We start from the raw sequence: 20,960 nt of genomic DNA, 5'->3' as shown, positions 1-20,960 counted from the left end.
CTCACTTCCCTTCTGGCAGATATTTGTCCAGCATGTCGTCTTTGATTCGTTTTAATTCGGTTCTTGGCAACATCGATAGCAGTTCCCACCCTAGATCAAGTGTTTCAGTAATCGAACGGTTCGTGTAGAATCCTTGATTGACATATTCTTTTTCAAACCGCTCAGCAAACTTCGCATAGATCTTGTCTACATCAGATAAAGCAGATTCACCTAAAACTACGGCTAATTCTTTTGCCTGTTTTCCTTGTGCATAGGCTGCAAAAAGCTGATTCATCGTAGCTGCATGGTCTTCTCTTGTCTTTCCGGGTCCAGTTCCCTTATCTTTTAACCGCGAAAGAGACGGGAGTACATCAATTGGTGGCTGAATCCCACTCTTGTAAAGCTCTCTAGTCAAGATGATCTGTCCTTCTGTAATATAACCAGTCAAGTCAGGGATTGGATGAGTTTTATCGTCTTCTGGCATTGTTAGAATCGGAATTTGAGTAACCGATCCTTTTAGTCCGCGGATTCTTCCTGCTCGTTCGAATAAAGTAGCTAAGTTCGTGTAAAGATACCCAGGATATCCTCTTCTTCCTGGAACTTCTCGCCGTGCTGCAGAAATCTCTCGCAATGCCTCTGCATAGTTGGTCATGTCTGTCATGATAACCAAAACATGCATTCCCTTTTCATAAGCAAGATATTCTGCAGCAGTCAAAGCCATACGAGGAGTAGCGATACGTTCGATTGCAGGGTCGTTTGCTAAATTCATAAACATGACAGAACGGTCGATTGCGCCCGTTTGACGAAAATCTTCCATGAAAAATTCAGCTTCTTCAAAAGTGATTCCAATAGCAGCAAAGACTACGGCGAAATCATCTGATGAATCGAGTACCGTTGCTTGTCGAGCGATCTGAGCAGCTAATTCTTTATGAGGAAGACCAGAGCCAGAAAATACTGGTAATTTTTGCCCACGAACTAATGTATTCAAATGATCGATTGCAGAGATACCTGTTTGGATAAACTCATCTGGATAATCCCGAGCTACTGGATTGATTACTTCTCCGTTAATATCCAAATGCTTTTCAGGCAGGATCTCTGGTCCGTTATCTTTCGGTCGTCCCAAACCATCGAATACTCGACCGATCATGTCTTCCGATACACCTAGTTCTAAAGGATGGCCTAAAAATCGTACAGAAGAGTCACGTAAATTGATACCACTTGTTCCTTCGAATATTTGGACCATTGCTTTATCTTCTTGGACTTCCAATACTTGTCCACGACGAATCTCGCCATTTTGCATACGGACTTCGATTAATTCTTCATATTTGACACCAGCAACTTTTTCAACCGCCATCAATGGACCGACGACTTCACCGATCGTACGATATTCTTTAATCATTGCTCATGCCTCCTTCTGAAACGATCGTTTGCATCGTTTGCTTGATTTCACCAATAATTTGATCTAGTTTTTCTAATTCTGTTTCCGGGATATATTTGCTTCGTCCGATCCTTTCACGAATCGATACGGTACCGTCCATGATCTCACTTAAATAAGCACCTAACGACAACGCACGGCGTCCTTCTTCACCAAAGGTCAAGATCATCTTCAACATTTTGAACTGTTTCTCTCTTGAAGTGAATGTATCGACATCATCAAAAGCATTTTGCTGCAAATAATCTTCACGAATGGATTTTGCCACTTCTAATGTCAGACGGTCATTATCTGAAAGGGAATCAATCCCTACCAAACGCACGATTTCATTCAGCTGCTGTTCTTCTTGCAAAATACGCATGCCCTCGGTGACCATGGATGCCCAGTCAGCTTGAAGGATATGATCCATATACTTCCCTACTTCTGTTGAATAAAGAGAATAGCTTTGTATCCAATCGATCGAAGGAAAATGTCTTTTTTGGGCTAAACTGGAATCAAGACCCCAGAATACTTTTACAACCCGCAATGTATTTTGTGTGACTGGTTCCGAAATATCCCCTCCAGACGGCGATACAGCACTGATTGCGGTTATACTTCCTTCGCGACCTTCTGATCCTAATGCAATGACTCTTCCAGATCGTTCATAGTATTCCGCAAGCCGTGAACCAAGATAAGCTGGATAACCTTCATCACCAGGCATTTCTTCCAAACGTCCGCTCATCTCACGAAGTGCTTCTGCCCATCGTGAAGTGGAGTCTGCCATGATAGCAACGTCATAACCCATGTCACGGAAATATTCCGCAATTGTGATTCCCGTATAGATAGAAGCTTCTCGAGCTGCTACTGGCATGTTTGATGTATTAGCAATCAATACCGTACGTTCCATCAACGATTCTCCTGTATTAGGGTCAATCAATTCAGGGAATTCATTTAAAACATCCGTCATCTCATTTCCACGCTCGCCACATCCCACATAGACAACCATGTCCACATCGGCCCATTTTGCAATTTGATGCTGAACGACTGTTTTCCCTGCACCAAAAGGACCAGGTACAGCTGCTGCTCCTCCTTTTGTCACTGGGAAGAATGTATCAATCACTCGCTGTCCAGTGATCATGGGTGCATCCGGGTTTAATTTTTCTTTGATTGGCCGACTACGTCTTACTGGCCATTTTTGAAGCATCGTCAAATTTTTGTCACCATTTTCGGTTTCAATGACACATACTGTTTCATCAATAGTGAATGAACCTTTTTCGATTGTTTTGATCGTACCTTTTATCCCATTTGGCACCATGATTTTATGTTTGATAACTTTTGTTTCTTCTACGATCCCGATAACATCTCCGGCACTCACCGTTTCTCCGGTTTCTACTGTTGCTTCGAACCACCATTTTTTCTCATGGTCCAATGCGGGCAATTGAACTCCGCGCCCTAAGAAATTACTTTGTGTGATTTCCATAAAGGTATCTAATGGCCGTTGGATTCCGTCAAACATTTGTGAAATGATCCCTGGTCCTAATTCAACAGATAAAGCTTCACCAGTAGAGCGAACCGGTTCGCCTGGACCAATTCCAGAAGTCTCTTCATATACTTGAATAGACGCCACATCGCCACGCATCTCGATAATTTCTCCGATAACTCCTAGATCTCCCACTAGACACATGTCTTGGATACTGGCATCAGACATGTTCTCAGCCATTACAAGAGGTCCGGAGACTTTTATGATTTTTCCAATTTGCAAAATTTCTATCTCCTTTTCATACTATAAGATATTTTGACCTACTGCTTTTTCTACGTTTTTTTGAATTTCTTCCAGCCCTATCCCTAATGATCCTTGATGATTGGGAATCAATACGATAGCAGGTATCATTTGTTCCTTGTAACGTTCGATCGTTTCTGGGCTCAATGCTGCACATTGCTCTGTGACATAAATCACGCCATACTCATTCTTTGCCATTTCTTCAATTGCCTGACGAACGGTTTGCTTGGTTGTACCATAACGAACATCAAAGCCAAACAATTTGAATGGCAAAACAGAATCTTTGTCGCCAACTACACCAATCTTATGCGTCATAGACTTGTCTCACCCGCTTTCTGATTGTTTCTGATTCGAAATGGCTTCTTTTGCCGATAACCAGTAAACGAAGGTTTTTGCTTTCTACCTCTTTTGCGTTCAAAAAGGCTAGTAGTGGCAGTGGTCCGAAAGCCTGGGTTTGTGCTTCTTGATACAATGAACTTAGATAATCATCTTTCAACTGTTCAAGCTTTACGAGATCAATATTTCCCTCACGGATGACAGGGCGCAGAAAATCAGCATAATCTGTCTCTAATAGAAAATTCGTGTAATCTTCCATATCTTTATCTACAAAGTTCAAAAATACTTCTTTTTCGATACTTCCCGAGCTGGAAAGTACCGTCGTCATGAACCCATATGTTCTTTTCTGCAATATTCCTCGAGCCATCGTTGTGATATTGGTCAAGTCAATAAAAGCAATGACTTCTGTCAGCAATTCTTGATATCCTAGCTTATCGGCAAGCCGTCGCTGCTCTGTCAAAAACTGTCGATCATAAATCACGTCAATTCCCTGAAGAATGGTAGACTCTTCAAAATAATCACGTACTTCTCGTATACTGTCCATAATGCTTTCAGGAAGTTCATTTGAAACTTGCGTATGAATGGCATCCTTCAAGGTTTCTAATGAATAAAATCCATCGTCGATATACAAATGGTCCAGATTTTGATTTGTCATCTCAGCTTTTGTCAAAACCTTCAGATTATGGAAAGTATAACGCATCGTATAGATCCAAACGATTTCAGGCTCCGGTGCTGATTCCTTTAACCAGCGAAATAGACGGCTCTGCTCCTTTAAAAGATTCTGTTCGAAGTCATATTCATATCCGTCATAAATATATGGACTGTAAATCGTGGATTTCAATATTTCACCAAGTGCTTCGACAGAATTTGTTTGAATCATCCGTTCAAATGTCTCATTGGACAAAAGTTCAAGCTCTCTTCCGCGAATCAAGGGATTTAGTTCGTGGTATTCCATACACTGATCCCTCCTTATTCGAATAATTGATTGGCAATCTCAAAACTCATCGTTCCTTGGATATCTTGTACAAGGCTGCTGAAAAGAAAATTATACTGAACTCCTTGATCGTTTATCAGAAAACCCGCTTGATCAGCAACAGTTTCATCACTTAAAATCATCATAAAGGGAAGTTCATTGTTCCATTCATCCAACAACGTCTGAGAAAGATAGGCTGCTGATTTTTCTCCAGCAATGAATGCTACTTTTCCTGTCAAAGGTAATGAATACAATGCATTTTTGATAAACTGGATTTGTTCAGATTCATCCCAATTTTCCATTTCAGTTACCGCATCTGCAAACAATCGTCTTAAAAATTCCTGCTTCGCATTCAAATTTTCTTGTCGTACTTCTACTTGCTGGCGATTCCTTAGCTGACGGTATTTTTTTTCGAGTAATTCGATTTGTTTTTCTTTTTGTTTTTGATGTTCTGTTTCAACTTGCGTACGTTTTTGTTCAAAGTTTTGATCGATCTTCATTCGCTCTTCTTGTTCTAACGCCGCTCTTTCCTGCTCTGCTGCTTCGTTCATCTGAGAGATGATTTTTTCAATGGCGTTCATCTGCTTTTCCTCCTTTATGCTTAGGCATTCAACACTAATAGGAAGGAAATAACGAAACCTAAAATCGCGTATGTTTCAACCATCGCAGCAAAAATGATTCCTTTTGTAGCATGTTCAGGTTTTTTCGCTAAAATTTGAATACCTGCCGCTGCGACTTTTCCTTGGGCAATACCTGAAAACAAGCCTGTAAAAGCAATCGGCAGAGAAGCACCTAGAAAGTTCAGTCCTTGTACAACTGACATGTCATTTCCTAAGTTGATAAAAATCAAAAAGGCAATAACAAATCCATACAAACCTTGCGTACCTGGAAGCAATTGCAGAATCAGAGCCTGCCCGAATTTTTCGGGTTGACTTGTTGTCAATGCTGCTGCTGCCTCACCTGTCATTCCAACACCTTTAGCTGAACCGATCCCTGAAAAAATCGTCGCTGTTGCCATCGCTAATACCGCAAATACCATTCCACCATTTTGACTAATTAAGTAATCCATCATTGTATAAAAATCCTCCAATTATTTATTGTTTTTTTTCTTGTGATTGATGTTGACGTATTTTTCCGCCGTTTTCAGCGGATCAAAGGCACGTCCGCCTCCTGTATAAAACTTCCCAAAAAATTCGACATACTGCAATCGTGCGCCATGGACATAGGCACTTAGCAGTGTCAAAAACATATTCAGTGCGTGTAAAGCGATGATCAAAAGGATCCCTACACTGAATCGAGCAGCTGGCGGCATGAAAGCAACTAGCATATTGAATGCCGCTCCAATACTTCCGCCTGAAATACCCAATGCCATCAAACGTGTATAACTGACTAAATCACCGATATAGCCGGTCAGTCCGTAAAGATTATACGCACCTTTGGCAGCACCTTTGACTTTAGACGGCGTTTGGATAATCGGAACGATCAAGATACATAAGGCAGCAATGATCGATAGCCCAGCGCCAAGGTAAACAAATGCTGTATTTTTTATCAACATGGCACCAACCAACGCAATAACGATCCCAATTAGGATCCCTTGCCAGGCAAATCCATCACTGACAGCACTCAAGTAATCTTTTCTCCTGATATTTTCCTTTGCTGCCACAAATAATCCAACCAAAATCTGTATCAGACCGAAAATCACGGATAAAATCAAAATCGTATTGACGTCATCCGTCGTAGATAGGATTGGGAAAGGCAAGCGGATGCCAAACAGTTCTTTTGGTAATGCCTGTCCGAAAAATGAACTGTAGATCAATCCCCAGATGATCGATGGTATCGAGAGAATCTCAAAGAATTTTACGAAACGTTTCATCCCGCGTGGTAGAACAAGTAGTTTTTGAGCTAGTATTGTCCCAATGAGCATCAGCAATCCGTAACCAACATCTGCGACCATCATCCCGAAGAAGACAAGATAAAATGGTGTCATCCAAGGTGTTGGATCTACTTCTTCATATTTTGGCAGACTGTACATTTCAGTCAGCAATTCAAAAGGTTCGACAAGCGGATGGTTTTTCAATTTAGTAGGGACTTCCTGCTGAATCTCTTCTGAGTTTGGTGTTTCGAAACTGACGTATATATCTTCTTCTGATACGGTTTCGTTTAACACATGCAGCAAATTCTGTTTTTCTTCTGCATCTACCCAACCTTGCAAAACGATCAGATAAGTCGCATGGATAAACCGTTCTTTTATTTTTTCTCGTTCTGCAACGGCAAGTGTGACTTCTTCTACCCATTCAAATTCTTGGATATAGCCACTGCACTGACCTAACGCTGTCGTTATCTTCTTTTGCTGCTCGTGAACAATGGATAATTGTTGCTTGGTCTCTTGCAGTTTTTCTTTAGGATTTTGTTCATAAGGATACGTTTCTTTATTGAACCCGTATTTCCCAGCAATTTCTTCTATAACAGCAACTGATTTTTTTAAAGCAACATACGAAAGATAAACTTGTTTTGGCGTATAATCTATTTCTTCCATATAAACGTCATCAAGCTCACTCAGTTCTTCCTTGAAACTTTCAAAATTTGCTGCACTCACAGTCCCCATCTCAAAAATGGTCGTCTTACTTGCATACATACTTGGAGCAATATCCAGCTGTTGCCAATGAAGAAGCCATTCTTCCTCTTCTTCTAAACGATCACGTTCTTCAGTTAGTTGTTCCCACTTTTCTTTTAAATCAAGGACTTCTTTCAATTTATTTATGAAATTTTCTTCGGAATAATTGGCTTCCAAATCTTGTAAGGAAAGTTCTTGACGTTTCAAATGGAGTTTCTTTTGACGGCTATCGCCGTGGTGTTGTATGAATTGGATAGCTTCTTGGATGTCTTTCAACCGATTACCTAAAGCGCTTAATTTTGCTTCTTTATCAATAATCGTGGTATCTGGAAAATACTTCTCCACCCACTGGTTGTTTGTTCTATTTTGATACAGATCCCGGATTTCAACGTTTTGGATTCCTTGTACTGCTTGTAAAATCCTCTCCTGATTTCTTTTATCTGAAATGAGGGTCACTTTTTCCATCTTAGTGACGGCCATAAGTTTCTTTCACCCTTTCAATGATCGCACCGATCGCTTGACTCTGATGCTTTTGATATTGATCTTTCAAAGTTGCTTGCACCTTGTCTGCTTCTGCTTTCAATTTCATTTTTTCTTTTTCTAATTCTTGTATTTCGAATTGTTCTTTTTCTTCCACCAACTGTTTTAGTTGTTGTCGATAGTTTGTTTGGATCGTTTCCAATTCCTGCTCTTTTTCTGTTGCATAGATCTTCAGCTGCTGCCGCAGTGTTTGAGCACGCTTTTCATTTTCTTCTTCTGCTTTTCGGATTTGTTCCAAAGCTTCTAACACTTGCTTCACTTCCTTTCGATTTAAAAAAGAGGTACATGCTTTCTTTTTTCATTGAAAGTATGTACCTCTAAAGATAACTTAGTATAGGCAGGCCCCTTCAATAAAATGTCCTTCTCACCCCTTGAAGAACTAGATCCTTGAAGCTTACGCCCAACCTTTTTATTTCTGCTTACTTTTTATTATAACAAATTAAGCAATATTTTCAACTATCGTCATGAATTTCACACGAAATTTCTCTTTACAGATAGTAACACAGCAAGAACAGATAAGTATAGGGGCAAGTCTTACATAGTTTAATTTTTTTTAAATCCTTGTTACAATAAGTCTACTTTAGGGGGAATACAAATGAAACCAATCATCGGCATTGCCGGAAATCAACTGATTCGAGCAACAGATACTTTCCAAGGAAATCAAGTGAGCTATACACCGCAAGGATTCGTGGATGCAGTTTTAGATGCTCAAGGATTGCCTCTTATTCTGCCAGTCATGTCTCCAGATTCAGCTCCTCAACTGATTGGACAAATCGACAAACTTATTCTTGCAGGCGGTCAGGATGTTAGTCCGCAACTTTACATGGAAGATCCTCATCCAAAGCTAACGGAAACAAATATTCAACGAGACCAATTTGAACAGGCACTGATCTTGGAAGCATTGAAACAAAGAAAACCAATTTTTGCAGTCTGCCGGGGACTCCAACTATTGAATGTCGTTTTGGAAGGTACACTTTATCAAGATCTTTCATTATATCCAAAGTGGTCAGTAAAACATGAACAACAGCCCACTGCCCCGCAATTTACGACTCACGAAGTCAAGATTGTTTCAGACAGTTTGTTAAGCAACCTTCTCCCCGATCCATATTTTGTGAATTCTTACCATCATCAGGCAGTCAAAGATCTTTCACCTTTATTAAAAGCCATCGCTTTTTCTAACGATGGACTCGTTGAAGCGGTTCAAAGCAAAGATGATATGCATAAAATCCTCGGTGTTCAATGGCATCCGGAACTTACCCACCGTGTACATCCATCTGAACAGCGCTTATTCGATTTCTTTGTGAATGAATTTTAATAGACTTTCTGAGGGGGTTGTGAAAAAGCTGTTTAGTTTCGAGTATTAAGAAAAATTTTGTGAAAATGGCTTTTCACATTTTTGCATAAATTTGGCTTAATACCGAGAAACTGGCTTTTGAACACCGTTTAAGGAAGAGGTTGTGAAATCAGTGCCTTGACCTGAGTATTAGAGAAACAAAACGGAAAAATAGCTTCTCATATTTTACCGTTTTTTGAGCTAATATCGAGGGTCAGCTGATTGAACACCGTTTATACCAAGAGGTCGTGAGCCTGCCGTTCAACTCTGAGTCACAAGGAGCAATTTCAAAAAACAGCTTTTCATGTTTGTTGAATAGTGTGACTTGTGACCGAGGAGTTGGCAGAAGAACACCGTTTATCCGGAAAAAGAGACTGCGACACGACTTTTGTCTCAGTCTCCAGTCTATGGAACAATGTTCACTGGAATTCTTCTCAATCGTCCTTTCGATAGTCCAACAGCCTTTTGAGCTGGGTAATCTGCTGCTGCAGTTCCATACCTTTTGTTGTATCACGATTGAGTTTGCGTGGTAGTTGCTGTTCGATTACTTTTTTCACATTTGTTTGGTCGGATTTTTTTGCAAATTGTTGTTCAATAGGCAAAAACGGATAATGTGTCACGATTTGGAAACCATAAGAATTGCATAATAGTGAATAACCGGCAATTCCTGTCGTTTTTTGATAAGCTTTGGATAAACCTCCGTCAATGACAAATACTTTTCCATTTGCTTTGATCGGTGACTCCCCTTTTTTTACTTTTACTGGCGTGTGCCCATTAATGATTGCTGACCCTTCTTCTTTTGTGTCGAATTCTGCTAAAATTTTTTCACTGAACCACTCTTCATCTCGCAAGTGATAATAAGGATTGCTTTTCTCGACGTGCGTATGAGGCTCTGTGAGAAAATAACGTTCAAAAGTCGCCATTTTACTCTTGCCGAATAAAGGCGAAAATGGCCCACTCCACGCATACCAAATCAAATCGGTTGCTAAATCTTCTTTTGCAGTCAGATCTTTTGCGCTTTCAATTATCTGTTTTTCAAAAAAGCCCAGCAGTTCTTTTCCGCGATAAGATTGGTCTAATTCAAATGCTAAGAGCTGTCCCTTCTCGTCTACAGGTATACAGCCATGAAACAGCACATGCTGATTGTTCGTGAGATACATTCCCCCTTTTTCGATCAAAAACGTCATATGTTTTTGCATTCTCAAAGAGTGCTGGAATGAATACATCAAACTATCAATCACTTTTTGTTCCTCTTCCAAGAATTTTTTTGGATCATCTGGCTGGATCGTTTGAAAACAAGTTCCTTTCAACTCATAGAGCTGACCTTTTAAATCAACCGTTGATGCTTCATAGTCGATTTTTTCCAGCAATTTACGATCGTCCATTTTAAATTCAGGTCGACGATCCAATAACTGATGTTCTGATTTGAATTGAAGGATAGAAAGTGCCTGATGGATTTTTTCTAATTCTTCTTGCTCTCTTTCGGATAGATTTTTACTGTTTTTAGGCGCAAATACTGGATTCTTCTGATAAGTTTGATGAGCAAAAGAAAACAATGGACGTAAATTCAACCCATATTCTTTCTCTAATTCAAATAAATAATTATAGCGTGCTGCAATCCGTAAAAGTGTCAGTAAACATGCCTCAGAGCCGCAATACGCACCAATCCACAAAATATCATGATTTCCCCATTGGATATCTACAGAAGAAAAATCCATGATTCGATCCATCACTTTGGCTGCTTGAGTTCCTCGGTCAAAAATATCTCCAACGATATGCAAATGATCGATGACAGATTTTTGGATCGTCTGTGCAAGTTTCGTTAAAAATTTTTCTTCTTCCTTCATCAAAACAAGTTGTTCAATGATTTTTTTTACATAGTCTTTTTTTCCATTGATACGGTCATCGATATACAAGAGTTCCTCAATGATATAGCTATATTCTTTCGGCAATCCTTTTCGAACTTTTGACCGGGTATATTTGACTGTCGTAAACCGTAAAAGATCGATCAAATGATGGATCAGCTGCGATTTATCTTGTTCTTTGTACCAATCAGTCGTTAATGCATATTCTGGATAAGCCGTAAAAATAGTGAATTGGCTGATATCCGTTTCCGTCATTTGTTCAGAAAAAAGGTCTTTGATCTTTTCTTTAAGATTTCCTGAACCGATACGCAGAATATGATCAAAAGCAGGAAATTCGCCATGTATATCACTCAAAAATAACTCTGTTCCTTTTGGAAGCTGCAAAATTGCTTCGAGATTGATGATTTCCGTGATGACATCTTCCGTTGAGGGGAATTTTTCTGAAAGTAAATCTAAATAACGGTCCATTAAAACGCCTCCAAAAATTGGTATACTCAATATTATAAAGTTGTTATACACTATTTTCAATGAATATATATCCAATATAGTAAAATAAATAAAATAGGTCTATACAAAAAGAAGCTGGGAACAATAGATGTCCAGCTTCCTTCTATATTTTAGGATTGTTTTATGCTTTTTTTCGTTCATTCCTCATAATTGAAATCGATTGTTTCAATGAACTCCATAATCCGCCTTCGCTATAAACGAGTACATTCGATTTGTACATGTTTGCAGACAAGATCATCAATAAGAATGTTACGGCTACAAGTACCAACAAGGAAATCAATGCTCCACCCATACCGACTGTCTCATTTGCTAAGCGAACCGGCATAATATATGAAGATAAGAATGGAATATACGAAGTGATCCGAATAACGATATTGTTTGGATCTGAAGCTCCTAGTATCAATCCAAGCATATATCCGCCTAGAGATAGATAAGTCACTGGCAAAATTGCTTTTGCTGTATCTTCTGCTTTGTTGACCAAAGAGCCACATAAAGCTGCTAAAACAGAAAAAATCAAAATGCCAAAGATCATGAATAGAAGAGAATACCACAAGAATGGTCCAATCAAGTTATCCAATGAGATACCGTCTAATATATTTTTGACCATTTCCATATCTTTGAATTGACTGTATCCTATACCAAAAATAATACCGTATAATGCCATTTGCGTTAATGCAACAAGTAAAACACCTGTTAATTTTCCGTAAAAATGCTTTTGTGCAGTCGTACTGGACAGGATCACTTCCATGATCCGCGTGCCTTTTTCAGAAGCGATCTCTTGTGCAATGATCTGCGCATACGTCAAAATAATAATGAACAAGACAATCGTTGCTACATAACTTACGACATATTGGACTGTCGAGTTATCTTCTCCGACTGTCATTTTTCCTTTTGAATCAAAATTGACTTTTTGTCGAGTCAAACTTGCTTGTTGGCTCAAGCTAGCTACTTCTTCTGGTGAAATGCCTAATTGACTTGCTCGAAGCATCGATTGCAAGCCAGTCAGTTGTTGTTGTATCAGTAGTTGTGTACTTTGTCCTAATGAATTTTCGCTATAAAGCATCCCATTTATCTTATCATTCTCAGTTGAGACTACTAAATACGCATCGATTTTTTCTTCCGAAAGCTCTTTTTGTGCTTTTTCTTCAGAATCAACTGCTTTGAACTCAAAATCATCTGTTTTGACTTGGCTCATTTGCTGACTGATTTGCTCATTATCAGCCAATACGCCGATTTTATTGACATCACTATTTTGTTGAGCAAAGTTTCCTGCTACATAAATGATACCCAGCATGATAAAAGGGACTAATATCATGATCAAGAAAGAAATCGACTTAACATTTTTTAAATAGACATCTTTGGTAATAATCCAAAACTTACGCATCGATTTCACCTGCTTTCAATTTGAAAATCTCTTCCAAAGTTGGCGGTTGTTGGTTGAACATAGGAATGTAGCCGAACTGAGTCGCACGAGTAAAGATTTCTTTCCCAGCTTCAGGATCTTCTAAGGTAATCTCTAACGTCTTGTCTTCATGAAGGATCACTTTTTTCACGCCTTCGATTTCTTCTACTTCCTGTTGGCTTAAACCAGATTCCAAGAATAACTTCGTACGGCCAAATGATTCACGAATCTCATGTACTTTTCCATTCAAAACCATTTTTCCGTTTCGCAACATGATCAAATGATCGCAGATTTTTTCTACATTATCCATATTGTGGCTAGAAAAAATGACACATGAACCATGTTTTTTCAATTCCAATATTCCATCTTTTAGCAATTCAGCATTTACCGGATCTAACCCGCTGAATGGCTCATCCAAAATGATCAATTTAGGTTCATGGATTAACGTGGCGATTAGCTGGACTTTTTGCTGATTTCCTTTAGACAAAGATTTTACTTTATCCGTCTTTTTCCCTTTTACCTGAAATTTTTCCATCCAAAAATCGATTTTTGGTTCAATCTCTTTTCTTGATTTCCCTCTAAGTTCTGCAAAATAAAGCAGTTGGTCTTGAATCGTTACTTTCGGATAAAGTCCCCGTTCCTCCGGAAGATAACCGATGACATCATAATCTTTCTCCCCAAGATGATGGCCATTCCATAACACTTCTCCTTGGTCTTGTGTCAAAAAATCCAAGATCAAACGAAAAGTCGTTGTCTTCCCAGCCCCGTTTTGGCCAATTAGCCCCATGATTTTTCCATCGGGGATTTGGAAAGAGACATGATCGACAGCTGTGTAGTTCCCAAAAGTTTTAACAAGATCCTTGACTTCTAACATTTCTTCACTCCTTCTTCAAGAAATCACATATATCCTTAGACACCAGACGTAAGCGATTTATTATTTACCAACAAAACGTAAACGCTCTTTTTGTTGTACATAAAATGATAGGACACTTTACTTTCTTTGTAAAGTGCCCTTTCCTCATTCCTGATGTAATTTATCAAATACGTTTTGTGCGACATTTTTCGGCAGTCCGATTTCTTGTAATTCTTCTGTCGTGGCTGCTGTGATATTTTTCAACGATTTGAACTCTTTAAGCAGCATTTTTTTTCTTTTTGGTCCTAACCCTTCAATTTCATCTAATCGGGAAGCAAAACTGTTTTTACTGCGTAGCTGCCGATGGAAAGTGATTGCGAATCGATGGACTTCATCTTGGATTCGCTGGAGTAAGAAAAACTCTGGTGAATTTCGCTCAAGCGGTACTACAGCCAAATCTGTACCGAATAGCAACTCATTTGTTTTATGTTTATCGTTTTTTGCCATGCCAGCAATAGGAATATCGATTCCTAATTGATTTTCTAAGACATCTTTTGCCACATCTACTTGTCCTTTTCCTCCATCGATCAAGATCAAATCAGGTAAAGGCAACCCTTCGCGAATCACTCGTGAATATCTGCGATAGATGACTTCTCTCATTGATGCATAATCATCCGGTCCGTTGACTGTTTTTATTTTATATTTCCGATATTCTTTTCTTGCCGGTTTTCCATCAATGAATACGACCATCGCAGCCACAGGATTCGTCCCCATGATATTAGAGTTATCAAAAGACTCGATACGTATTGGGGTCGGGATATTCATCGCGTTTCCTAAACGTTCAACTGCTCCGATCGTCCGTTCCTGTTTTCTGGCAATCAGATCAAACCGTTCATTCAAAGCAACTGAGGCATTCTTATTCGCCAATTCAACTAATTTTTTCTTTTCTCCTCGTTTTGGTTGCAGCACTTTCGTAGCTAACAAAGCTTCTACACTTGGCTTGTCGATCGTATCAGGAATCAAGACTTCTTTAGGAATAAAATGCTCATTTTCCTGATAAAACTGACCGAGGTAAGTCAAGAAATCTTCTTCTGCTTCGTTATAGAAAGGAAACATTGAAACATCTCGTTCAATTAGCTTTCCTTGTCTTACGAAAAACACTTGGACACACATCCATCCTTTGTCAATCGCATAACCAAATACATCTCGATCCAGTAAATCAGTATTTGTCATTTTTTGGCGAGTCATGATTGTCTCAATGGCACGGATCTGGTCTCGGTACTCTGCAGCTTTTTCAAACTCCATATTTTCAGCAGCTTTTTCCATTTTCTGATGGATCTCTGACTCGATTTTTTCGTGTCCTCCGTTTAAAAAGTTTTTCACTTCATCAACGATTTTCGTATAGACTTTCGGATCTACGTCGAAATAATAAGGACACAGACATTGTCCCAAATGATAGTAAAGACAAGGCTCCTTCGTCTGACTAGGTTTGCATTTTCTTAGAGGAAATAATCGATCGAGGATCTTCTTTGTCTCATTCGCCGCACCGACATCAGGATATGGTCCAAAATACAGTGCTTTGTCTTTTAGTACCTTACGAGTAATCACCAAACGGGGATATTTTTCATTCGTTATCTTAAGGAAAGGATAGGTTTTATCATCCTTTAACATAATGTTGTATTTAGGATCATTTTTCTTTATCAGATTGATCTCTAAGAGCAATGCTTCGATATTCGATTCTGTAACGATGTATTCAAAGTCTTCGATTTCACTAACAAGCCGTTCCGTTTTCGTATTATGGCTGCCAGTAAAATATGAGCGGACACGATTTTTTAATATTTTGGCTTTGCCGACATAAATGATCGTTCCATTTTTATCTTTCATCAAGTAACAGCCGGGCTGATCAGGAAGTAAAGCTAATTTGTTTTTGATTCGTTCGTTCATCTGGTACTCCCCTTCATATTCAATTAAAGTTATTATAGCATGTCTGTCAAAAAAACAATCCAGCCTGACAACGTAATTATACTCAAAAAATATTAATTTGAATAACCTTAACTCAACCGCAAAAAAACCGAGGACGGAACTGGATTCAGTTCCACCCTCAGCTTATTTTTGCTGTAAGTTTTTATAAATATTGATCGATCATTTGACGTAGTTGTTCTTTTGAATGAACACCAACAGCTTTTTCTACTACTTGACCATCTTTTTTCAACATTAATGTTGGAATGCTCATGATACCGAATTGTTGAGGAGTTTCTGGATTTTCATCCACATCCATTTTAGCAATTCTGAATTCTTCTTCATCATATTCTTGTTCCAACTGATCCAAAATCGGTGCTTGCATACGACATGGACCACACCAAGTTGCCCAAAAATCAATCAATACAAGTCCTTTATCTGTTTCTTCATTAAATGTCTTATCTGTAATTACTTGTGACATATCAAAGACCTCCATTTTTAAAATCTATGACTAGTATAGCATTTCTATACTTGGATAGCGAACCATCTGCTTACCTTTAGTAAGTTTTACTTAAATTTAACAATTGTCGCACCATTTCCGCCTTGGTTTGCCGGTGCAAACTCAAAGCTTTTGACGCTCCGATGGTTTTTAAGATAATCAGTAATTCCCTTGCGAAGTGCGCCTGTTCCTTTTCCGTGGACAATAGTCACTTGAGGATAACCAGCTAGAATGGCAGAATCCAAATATTGATCTACCTCACTTAGCGCTTCTTCGTATCGTTTTCCTCGAAGGTCCAATTGATTCGGCACGTGACTACTAGATTCAGATCGTACAGCATGGATAACTCGTTGTGTCGGCTCTTTTTGAGGAGCAACAGGCGTCAGCTCGTCTTCGGACACATTCATTTTTAATATACCGATTTCTACTTGCCACTGATTCCCGTTTTTACGTAAAAGCGTCCCTCTTTGGCCGTAAGTCGTAACCAACACTTCGTCTCCCGGTTTCAACGTTTTTTGTTCTTTCGCCTTCTTCAATACTTTATTTTTCTTCAAAGTTTCTTCTTGATGTAGATTTGCTAATTGGGTCTTTGCATCGATCAACTGATGCTCTTTCACATTTCCTTGCCCAATCTGCTGTTGCATTTTACGAATATCAGCAATGATTTTTTCTGCTTTTTCTTCCGCCTCTGACACGACTTCGTTTGCTTTTTTCTTTGCTTTTTCCATTTCTTTTTCACGTTCTTCAAAGAAATAGCTGTAAGCTTCTTTCAAATCATCGTGAAGTTCTTGTGCCTCAGAAACAAAATGACGCATTTCCAGATATTCGGTCTCTGCCATTTTCCGGCGATTCTCTAAATCTGTGATCATTTCGTTTAAATCTTGGCTCTCATCATTCATCAACTGCTTCGCTTCATCAATAACTTCTGTATCAAGACCTAATCGGCTAGAGATTTCAAACGCATTGCTTCGTCCAGGAACGCCAATCAGCAAACGATACGTTGGACTTAATGTATCCACATCAAACTCCATGCTGGCATTAATCGTATTTGCCCGATTATATCCATAAACTTTCAATTCAGGATAATGCGTTGTTGCCATCACATAAGCAGACTTTTTACCAAGATCATCTAAGATTGCGATTGCTAGAGCAGCACCTTCTTGCGGATCTGTTCCTGCACCGAGCTCGTCAAATAATACCAGACTTTTTTCATTGACTTTTGATAAAATATCTACAGTGTTCGTCATATGAGAAGAAAAGGTCGATAGACTTTGCTCAATCGACTGTTCGTCTCCTATATCCGCAAATACTTCCTCAAAAATACCGATTTGACTTTCTTCACCTGCAGGAATCGGTAATCCTGCTTGCCCCATCAGTTGTAACAGACCTAAAGTCTTCAACGTGATCGTTTTCCCACCTGTGTTAGGTCCTGTAATGACGATGGCTTGATAGTCTTTTCCGATTGTGATGTCATTAGAAACTACTTTTTCCTGATCGATCAGTGGATGTCTTGCTTGTTTCAAGACGACATGATTTTCTTCACTGATTCCCGGCACGATGGCTTTTACTTCTTTACCAAATCGTGCTTTTGCATTCATCAGATCCATTTTACCAATCACATAAGCATTGTGGATGATTTCTTGACGATGGGGAACAAGTTCAGCAGAAAGTTCACTTAAAATACGTTGAATCTCATTTCGTTCAGCGATTTGGTATTGACGCAAACGATTATTCAAATCCACCACTTGTTTTGGTTCAATAAATAAAGTCTGTCCTGAAGCACTTTGATCGTGGACTACACCGCCAAATACACCGCGGTATTCTTGTTTGACTGGGATAACGTAGCGGTCATTTCGCATGGTGATGATCGCATCACTTAAATACTTTGCATTTTTCCCACGGACGATCCCATCTAACTGTTCACGAACAGCTTGTTCACTTCGCCGAATGTTCTGTCTTATGCTCTTTAACTCAGGAGAAGCGTCATCAGTCACGCGTCCGTCTTCATCGATTGCTTCCTTTAAACGGCGGCTCAAAACAGGGATCGTGACTAACTGATCTGCCCACATATACAAACGTGCAAATTCGATTTCACTGTCAGAAAGATCATCAATGAAACGATTCAATTCGCTTGTCGTAGACAATACTCTGGAAACTTGTGCAAGCTCCACTCCATTCAAGTCTGCTCCGATCTCAATCCGTTTCATATGGGGACGGATATTTTCAAGTTTAGGTATAGGGATCCCGCCTCGCAGACGTTGCACTTTCAATCCATCCTCAGTTTCTTGAAGCCAGTTTGTGATCGTTTGTTTCTCACTCACTGGTACCAATTCTGCCAGTTCTTCTTTTCCTTGTGCAGTCACTACAAATTGTCTGACCATCTGTTTGACTTTTTCAAATTCCAATGTTTCAAGGATTCGGTTATTCATTTTATCACCTTATCTTTCACTATGAAAAAAGAGCTGTGCCGGACATACGCTACGCAGCCTTCTTAAATAAACTACTCTGTACAAAAAACGAAATATTTTCCAGCACTATTTTCCTTAATTCAAAATATTCGTTACCCAAAGCTCATACATCTTGTTGGTAAGAAATGGCGTTCTCTCAACGATAAAACGAGCGAAACTATGCTCGCCGAATTGATTTTGGACCACATCTAATGGAACAAAGGCAAGTAACTGCAAAATCAAAAATATAGTAACGTAAGCCATGATTAGTGACAGGATGCCTCCTGCAATCCAGTCTACCTGTCTCAAGATCGGCACATACGTCAATCCATGGACAAAAACCCCCACAAATCGGGTAAGCAGCCAGCCAATTAGCAAAATAATCAGAAAAGCAGTTCCTGCATAAAAAGCTTCATCTAGGTGAAAGGCAAATACCTGATCAAAAAATGCTAACTTTGATGTTGGGGTGACAGCTGGGTATGGAATGTATAATTCCAAATGACTTGCTAATGGTTTGTAAAAATGCTGGGCAGCAATAAATGACAATACATATCCAATCGCGAATATGATTTGCAAAGCAAACCCGCGACGTGCTCCAGAAAAAAACGCAATTAGCAATAAAAATAAAATCAGCAAACTCAGCATGCTACGTTCCTTTCTCTTCTAACTTTTTTTAAATTTTTCTTATTTTGATAAAAGGATCTTAATTAGAAGATTTTTGTTTAATTTGTCCTTTTCGTTTCTCGTTTAAAATCTGTTGTGCTTCCACATGATTTTTAATGGTATGATCTGCTTGACCATTTTCTTTCAATACTTCCCGAGCTTCGTTCTCGATTGCTTCAATGCGTTTCACACGATTTTCAAGCTCTGTAAATTTGATCATTTTTTTCTTTAATTCTGCTGTTTCTTCTTCCAGCTCCAAGATTCTTTCTTGTTTCTTCAATTGATCCGAAAGCGCATTGACAGCCATCAAGATTGCTGCTTGTTCATTATCCATTTGTGGTGATAATTGTTTCAATTCTGCTAACTGTTCATTGATCAGCTTCGTTACGATATCCATATGATGCTTGGTTTCCCGTCCGATAATAGTATATGTTTGGTTGGCAATCACCGCTTTGTAGCGTGTTTTTTCGTGCGCCATACGAATCATTTCCTCCTATTTGATGAAAGTTTTATTTAGTGTACCATGAAGTTGGTTCTTTCACCGTTCTCCACAAATATTTTTCACATACTTAACTATTATATGATAAACTTTAAAAAAATGCTATGTCTCGCAATCTCTTAGAAAACGAAAAGTCGTGAGTTGCGGTATAGTTTTATGTATAAAAACGAGGAGAATTTTATGAGCAACGTCATTATCAAAGCAACAAACGACCAACTTAGTCAAATGAAAGCATACTATCGCTCTTATTTGTTAAATAAACAGATTCCTTATACTAGCTTTGCTGCAAAAAAAGACGGGACGACCATTACCGCTTATACATCCGGAAAAGTGATGTTTCAAGGTACGAATGCAGCAATAGAAGCTGATAAATGGGGGGAGGCACAGGATAAACAAGCCAAGCCAGCAAAAACAGCCTCTTCTTTGCCAAAAAATATCAGTCAATTATCCGTTTTAGGTAGTGATGAGGTCGGAAATGGCAGCTATTTCGGTCCGCTAACAGTATGTGCTGCTTATGTGAAACGTGATCAGCTTGCAGAATTACGTAAACTTGGTGTTAGAGATTCAAAAGAGTTAAAAGATAGCCAAATCATCCAGCTTGCTGACATCTTAAAAAAAACCATCCCCTATAAACTGCTTGTCTTATCTCCAGAAAAATACAATGAGATCCAGCCAAAATACAATGCCGTTCGGATGAAAGTCGCTTTGCACAATCAAGCGATCCATTTGCTGCTAAAAAAAATCGAGCCAGAAAAACCAGAAGCGATTTTGATCGATCAGTTTACGCCGGAAGCAAATTTTAAAAAATATGCGCGTTTAGAAAAAAATCAATTACAAGAAAAACTGTATTTCGTTACTAAAGGAGAACAATATCATTTAGCTGTTGCTGCTGCTTCTATCATCAGTCGTGCCAGCTTTTTGGAAGAGTTACACAAAGCATCAGCTGAAGCTGGAATCACCCTTCCGTCAGGAGCTGGAACGAAATCTGACCAAGTAGCGGCAAAACTATTGGAGAAAGGCGGCATGCCTATGCTTGAAAAATATGCCAAACTTCATTTTGCCAATACAGAAAAAGCTTTGAAGCTACTAAAAAAATAATGGAACTGTGACAAAAGTCATGTCACAGTCCCTTGTTCCGAATAAACGGTGTTCAATCATCTGATCCTCGGTATTAGCTCAACAAACGGCAAAATATGAGGAACTATTTTTCCGTTTGTTTCTCTAATACTCAGAACAAAACATTGATTTCACAACCTTTTTCTTAAACGGTGTTCTCATGCCAACTCCTCGGTCACAAGTC

The 20,960-nt window shown here is 39.0% G+C and carries 18 protein-coding genes and 1 other annotated feature; of the genes, 2 read left to right on the top strand and 16 right to left on the bottom strand.

From position 1 onward, the window contains the following. Position 1 precedes the first annotated feature (1 nt). From IGL70_RS03530 to IGL70_RS03495, 8 genes are read right to left on the bottom strand one after another with little or no spacing between them, the layout of a single operon-like run. Complete coding sequence (locus IGL70_RS03530; protein ID WP_002292842.1) at positions 2–1,378, bottom strand: V-type ATP synthase subunit B; 1,377 nt, start codon at positions 1,376–1,378, stop codon at positions 2–4. Then, entirely contained in the window at positions 1,371–3,152 is a 1,782-nt protein-coding gene (locus tag IGL70_RS03525; RefSeq protein WP_086299821.1) for a V-type ATP synthase subunit A, read from the bottom strand. The genes IGL70_RS03530 and IGL70_RS03525 overlap by 8 nt, the downstream gene beginning before the upstream one ends. Before the next feature lie 21 nt (positions 3,153–3,173). Further along, positions 3,174–3,485: a V-type ATP synthase subunit F gene (locus IGL70_RS03520; protein WP_002292844.1), complete on the bottom strand. Its 312-nt coding sequence runs from the start codon at positions 3,483–3,485 to the stop codon at positions 3,174–3,176. Continuing rightward, positions 3,475–4,461, bottom strand: a complete 987-nt coding sequence (locus tag IGL70_RS03515) for a V-type ATPase subunit (RefSeq protein ID WP_002295099.1) — start codon at positions 4,459–4,461, stop codon at positions 3,475–3,477. The genes IGL70_RS03520 and IGL70_RS03515 overlap by 11 nt, the downstream gene beginning before the upstream one ends. Before the next feature lie 14 nt (positions 4,462–4,475). Beyond that, a complete protein-coding gene (locus IGL70_RS03510; protein WP_058128366.1) occupies positions 4,476–5,060 on the bottom strand; it encodes an ATPase V in 585 nt (194 codons plus the stop codon). Positions 5,061–5,080: 20 nt separating this feature from the next. Continuing rightward, positions 5,081–5,551, bottom strand: coding sequence for a V-type ATP synthase subunit K (locus tag IGL70_RS03505; protein ID WP_002292848.1), 471 nt, complete (start codon positions 5,549–5,551; stop codon positions 5,081–5,083). A gap of 18 nt (positions 5,552–5,569) precedes the next feature. Then, positions 5,570–7,573 (bottom strand): V-type ATP synthase subunit I, encoded by a 2,004-nt coding sequence (locus IGL70_RS03500; protein WP_104873963.1) that lies wholly within the window; start codon positions 7,571–7,573, stop codon positions 5,570–5,572. Beyond that, positions 7,560–7,892, bottom strand: coding sequence for a hypothetical protein (locus IGL70_RS03495; protein ID WP_002349065.1), 333 nt, complete (start codon positions 7,890–7,892; stop codon positions 7,560–7,562). Before IGL70_RS03495 ends, IGL70_RS03500 begins: the two co-directional genes overlap by 14 nt. A 99-nt stretch (positions 7,893–7,991) precedes the next feature. Next, positions 7,992–8,039 (bottom strand) — a sequence feature (sodium ion sensor (DUF1646 type); this cis-regulatory element may regulate processes involved in with the transportation of sodium ions). Between the two features lie 189 nt (positions 8,040–8,228). On the opposite strand from IGL70_RS03495, the gene IGL70_RS03490 reads away from it, so the two are divergent. Beyond that, on the top strand, positions 8,229–8,948 hold the full coding sequence (locus tag IGL70_RS03490; RefSeq protein WP_002300438.1) for a gamma-glutamyl-gamma-aminobutyrate hydrolase family protein: 720 nt from the start codon (positions 8,229–8,231) through the stop codon (positions 8,946–8,948). 452 nt (positions 8,949–9,400) lie between these two features. Here the strand turns inward: IGL70_RS03490 and IGL70_RS03485 are convergent, their stop codons facing one another. From IGL70_RS03485 to zapA, 8 genes are all read right to left on the bottom strand, one after another. Further along, positions 9,401–11,299, bottom strand: a complete 1,899-nt coding sequence (locus tag IGL70_RS03485; RefSeq protein ID WP_104873926.1) for a fructose-1,6-bisphosphatase — start codon at positions 11,297–11,299, stop codon at positions 9,401–9,403. 160 nt (positions 11,300–11,459) lie between these two features. Next, positions 11,460–12,722, bottom strand: a complete 1,263-nt coding sequence (locus IGL70_RS03480) for an ABC transporter permease (protein ID WP_002296456.1) — start codon at positions 12,720–12,722, stop codon at positions 11,460–11,462. Then, the gene (locus tag IGL70_RS03475; protein WP_104873927.1) at positions 12,715–13,614 is read right to left on the bottom strand and encodes an ABC transporter ATP-binding protein; all 900 of its coding nucleotides are present in this window, start codon (positions 13,612–13,614) and stop codon (positions 12,715–12,717) included. The genes IGL70_RS03480 and IGL70_RS03475 overlap by 8 nt, the downstream gene beginning before the upstream one ends. Before the next feature lie 144 nt (positions 13,615–13,758). Then, a complete protein-coding gene (gene uvrC, locus IGL70_RS03470) occupies positions 13,759–15,537 on the bottom strand; it encodes an excinuclease ABC subunit UvrC (protein ID WP_002339007.1) in 1,779 nt (592 codons plus the stop codon). Positions 15,538–15,718: 181 nt separating this feature from the next. Beyond that, positions 15,719–16,033 carry a thioredoxin gene (gene trxA / locus IGL70_RS03465; protein WP_002290803.1) on the bottom strand — a complete coding sequence of 105 codons (315 nt, stop codon included), beginning with the start codon at positions 16,031–16,033 and terminating at the stop codon, positions 15,719–15,721. An 86-nt stretch (positions 16,034–16,119) separates the two neighbouring features. Next, on the bottom strand, positions 16,120–18,480 hold the full coding sequence (locus tag IGL70_RS03460) for an endonuclease MutS2 (RefSeq protein ID WP_104873928.1): 2,361 nt from the start codon (positions 18,478–18,480) through the stop codon (positions 16,120–16,122). Between the two features lie 114 nt (positions 18,481–18,594). Then, the gene (locus IGL70_RS03455; RefSeq protein ID WP_002295088.1) at positions 18,595–19,143 is read right to left on the bottom strand and encodes a CvpA family protein; all 549 of its coding nucleotides are present in this window, start codon (positions 19,141–19,143) and stop codon (positions 18,595–18,597) included. 58 nt (positions 19,144–19,201) lie between these two features. Further along, positions 19,202–19,639 carry a cell division protein ZapA gene (gene zapA / locus IGL70_RS03450; protein WP_002295087.1) on the bottom strand — a complete coding sequence of 146 codons (438 nt, stop codon included), beginning with the start codon at positions 19,637–19,639 and terminating at the stop codon, positions 19,202–19,204. A 201-nt stretch (positions 19,640–19,840) separates the two neighbouring features. Here zapA and rnhC point away from each other — a divergent pair, with 201 nt between their 5' ends. Continuing rightward, complete coding sequence (gene rnhC, locus IGL70_RS03445) at positions 19,841–20,758, top strand: ribonuclease HIII (RefSeq protein WP_002296459.1); 918 nt, start codon at positions 19,841–19,843, stop codon at positions 20,756–20,758. Positions 20,759–20,960: the final 202 nt, after the last annotated feature.

Origin of the sequence: Enterococcus sp. DIV0901a (genome assembly GCF_051711525.1) — a bacterium.
In the GTDB taxonomy this organism is placed as follows: Bacteria; Bacillota; Bacilli; order Lactobacillales; family Enterococcaceae; genus Enterococcus_B; species Enterococcus_B faecium.
Note: the sequence above shows the minus strand (reverse complement) of the source record. Positions and strands in the feature narration are given on the sequence as shown.

What these genes read in the sequence shown, in the direction of transcription:
- IGL70_RS03480 (WP_002296456.1), bottom strand. Translation starts at nt 12,722, where the DNA reads ATGCGTAAGTTTTGGATTATTACCAAAGATGTCTATTTAAAAAATGTT.
- IGL70_RS03505 (WP_002292848.1), bottom strand. Translation starts at nt 5,551, where the DNA reads ATGATGGATTACTTAATTAGTCAAAATGGTGGAATGGTATTTGCGGTA.
- IGL70_RS03530 (WP_002292842.1), bottom strand. Translation starts at nt 1,378, where the DNA reads ATGATTAAAGAATATCGTACGATCGGTGAAGTCGTCGGTCCATTGATG.
- IGL70_RS03460 (WP_104873928.1), bottom strand. Translation starts at nt 18,480, where the DNA reads ATGAATAACCGAATCCTTGAAACATTGGAATTTGAAAAAGTCAAACAG.
- zapA (WP_002295087.1), bottom strand. Translation starts at nt 19,639, where the DNA reads ATGGCGCACGAAAAAACACGCTACAAAGCGGTGATTGCCAACCAAACA.
- rnhC (WP_002296459.1), top strand. Translation starts at nt 19,841, where the DNA reads ATGAGCAACGTCATTATCAAAGCAACAAACGACCAACTTAGTCAAATG.
- uvrC (WP_002339007.1), bottom strand. Translation starts at nt 15,537, where the DNA reads ATGAACGAACGAATCAAAAACAAATTAGCTTTACTTCCTGATCAGCCC.
- trxA (WP_002290803.1), bottom strand. Translation starts at nt 16,033, where the DNA reads ATGTCACAAGTAATTACAGATAAGACATTTAATGAAGAAACAGATAAA.
- IGL70_RS03500 (WP_104873963.1), bottom strand. Translation starts at nt 7,573, where the DNA reads ATGGCCGTCACTAAGATGGAAAAAGTGACCCTCATTTCAGATAAAAGA.
- IGL70_RS03485 (WP_104873926.1), bottom strand. Translation starts at nt 11,299, where the DNA reads ATGGACCGTTATTTAGATTTACTTTCAGAAAAATTCCCCTCAACGGAA.
- IGL70_RS03455 (WP_002295088.1), bottom strand. Translation starts at nt 19,143, where the DNA reads ATGCTGAGTTTGCTGATTTTATTTTTATTGCTAATTGCGTTTTTTTCT.
- IGL70_RS03515 (WP_002295099.1), bottom strand. Translation starts at nt 4,461, where the DNA reads ATGGAATACCACGAACTAAATCCCTTGATTCGCGGAAGAGAGCTTGAA.
- IGL70_RS03475 (WP_104873927.1), bottom strand. Translation starts at nt 13,614, where the DNA reads ATGTTAGAAGTCAAGGATCTTGTTAAAACTTTTGGGAACTACACAGCT.
- IGL70_RS03510 (WP_058128366.1), bottom strand. Translation starts at nt 5,060, where the DNA reads ATGAACGCCATTGAAAAAATCATCTCTCAGATGAACGAAGCAGCAGAG.
- IGL70_RS03520 (WP_002292844.1), bottom strand. Translation starts at nt 3,485, where the DNA reads ATGACGCATAAGATTGGTGTAGTTGGCGACAAAGATTCTGTTTTGCCA.
- IGL70_RS03490 (WP_002300438.1), top strand. Translation starts at nt 8,229, where the DNA reads ATGAAACCAATCATCGGCATTGCCGGAAATCAACTGATTCGAGCAACA.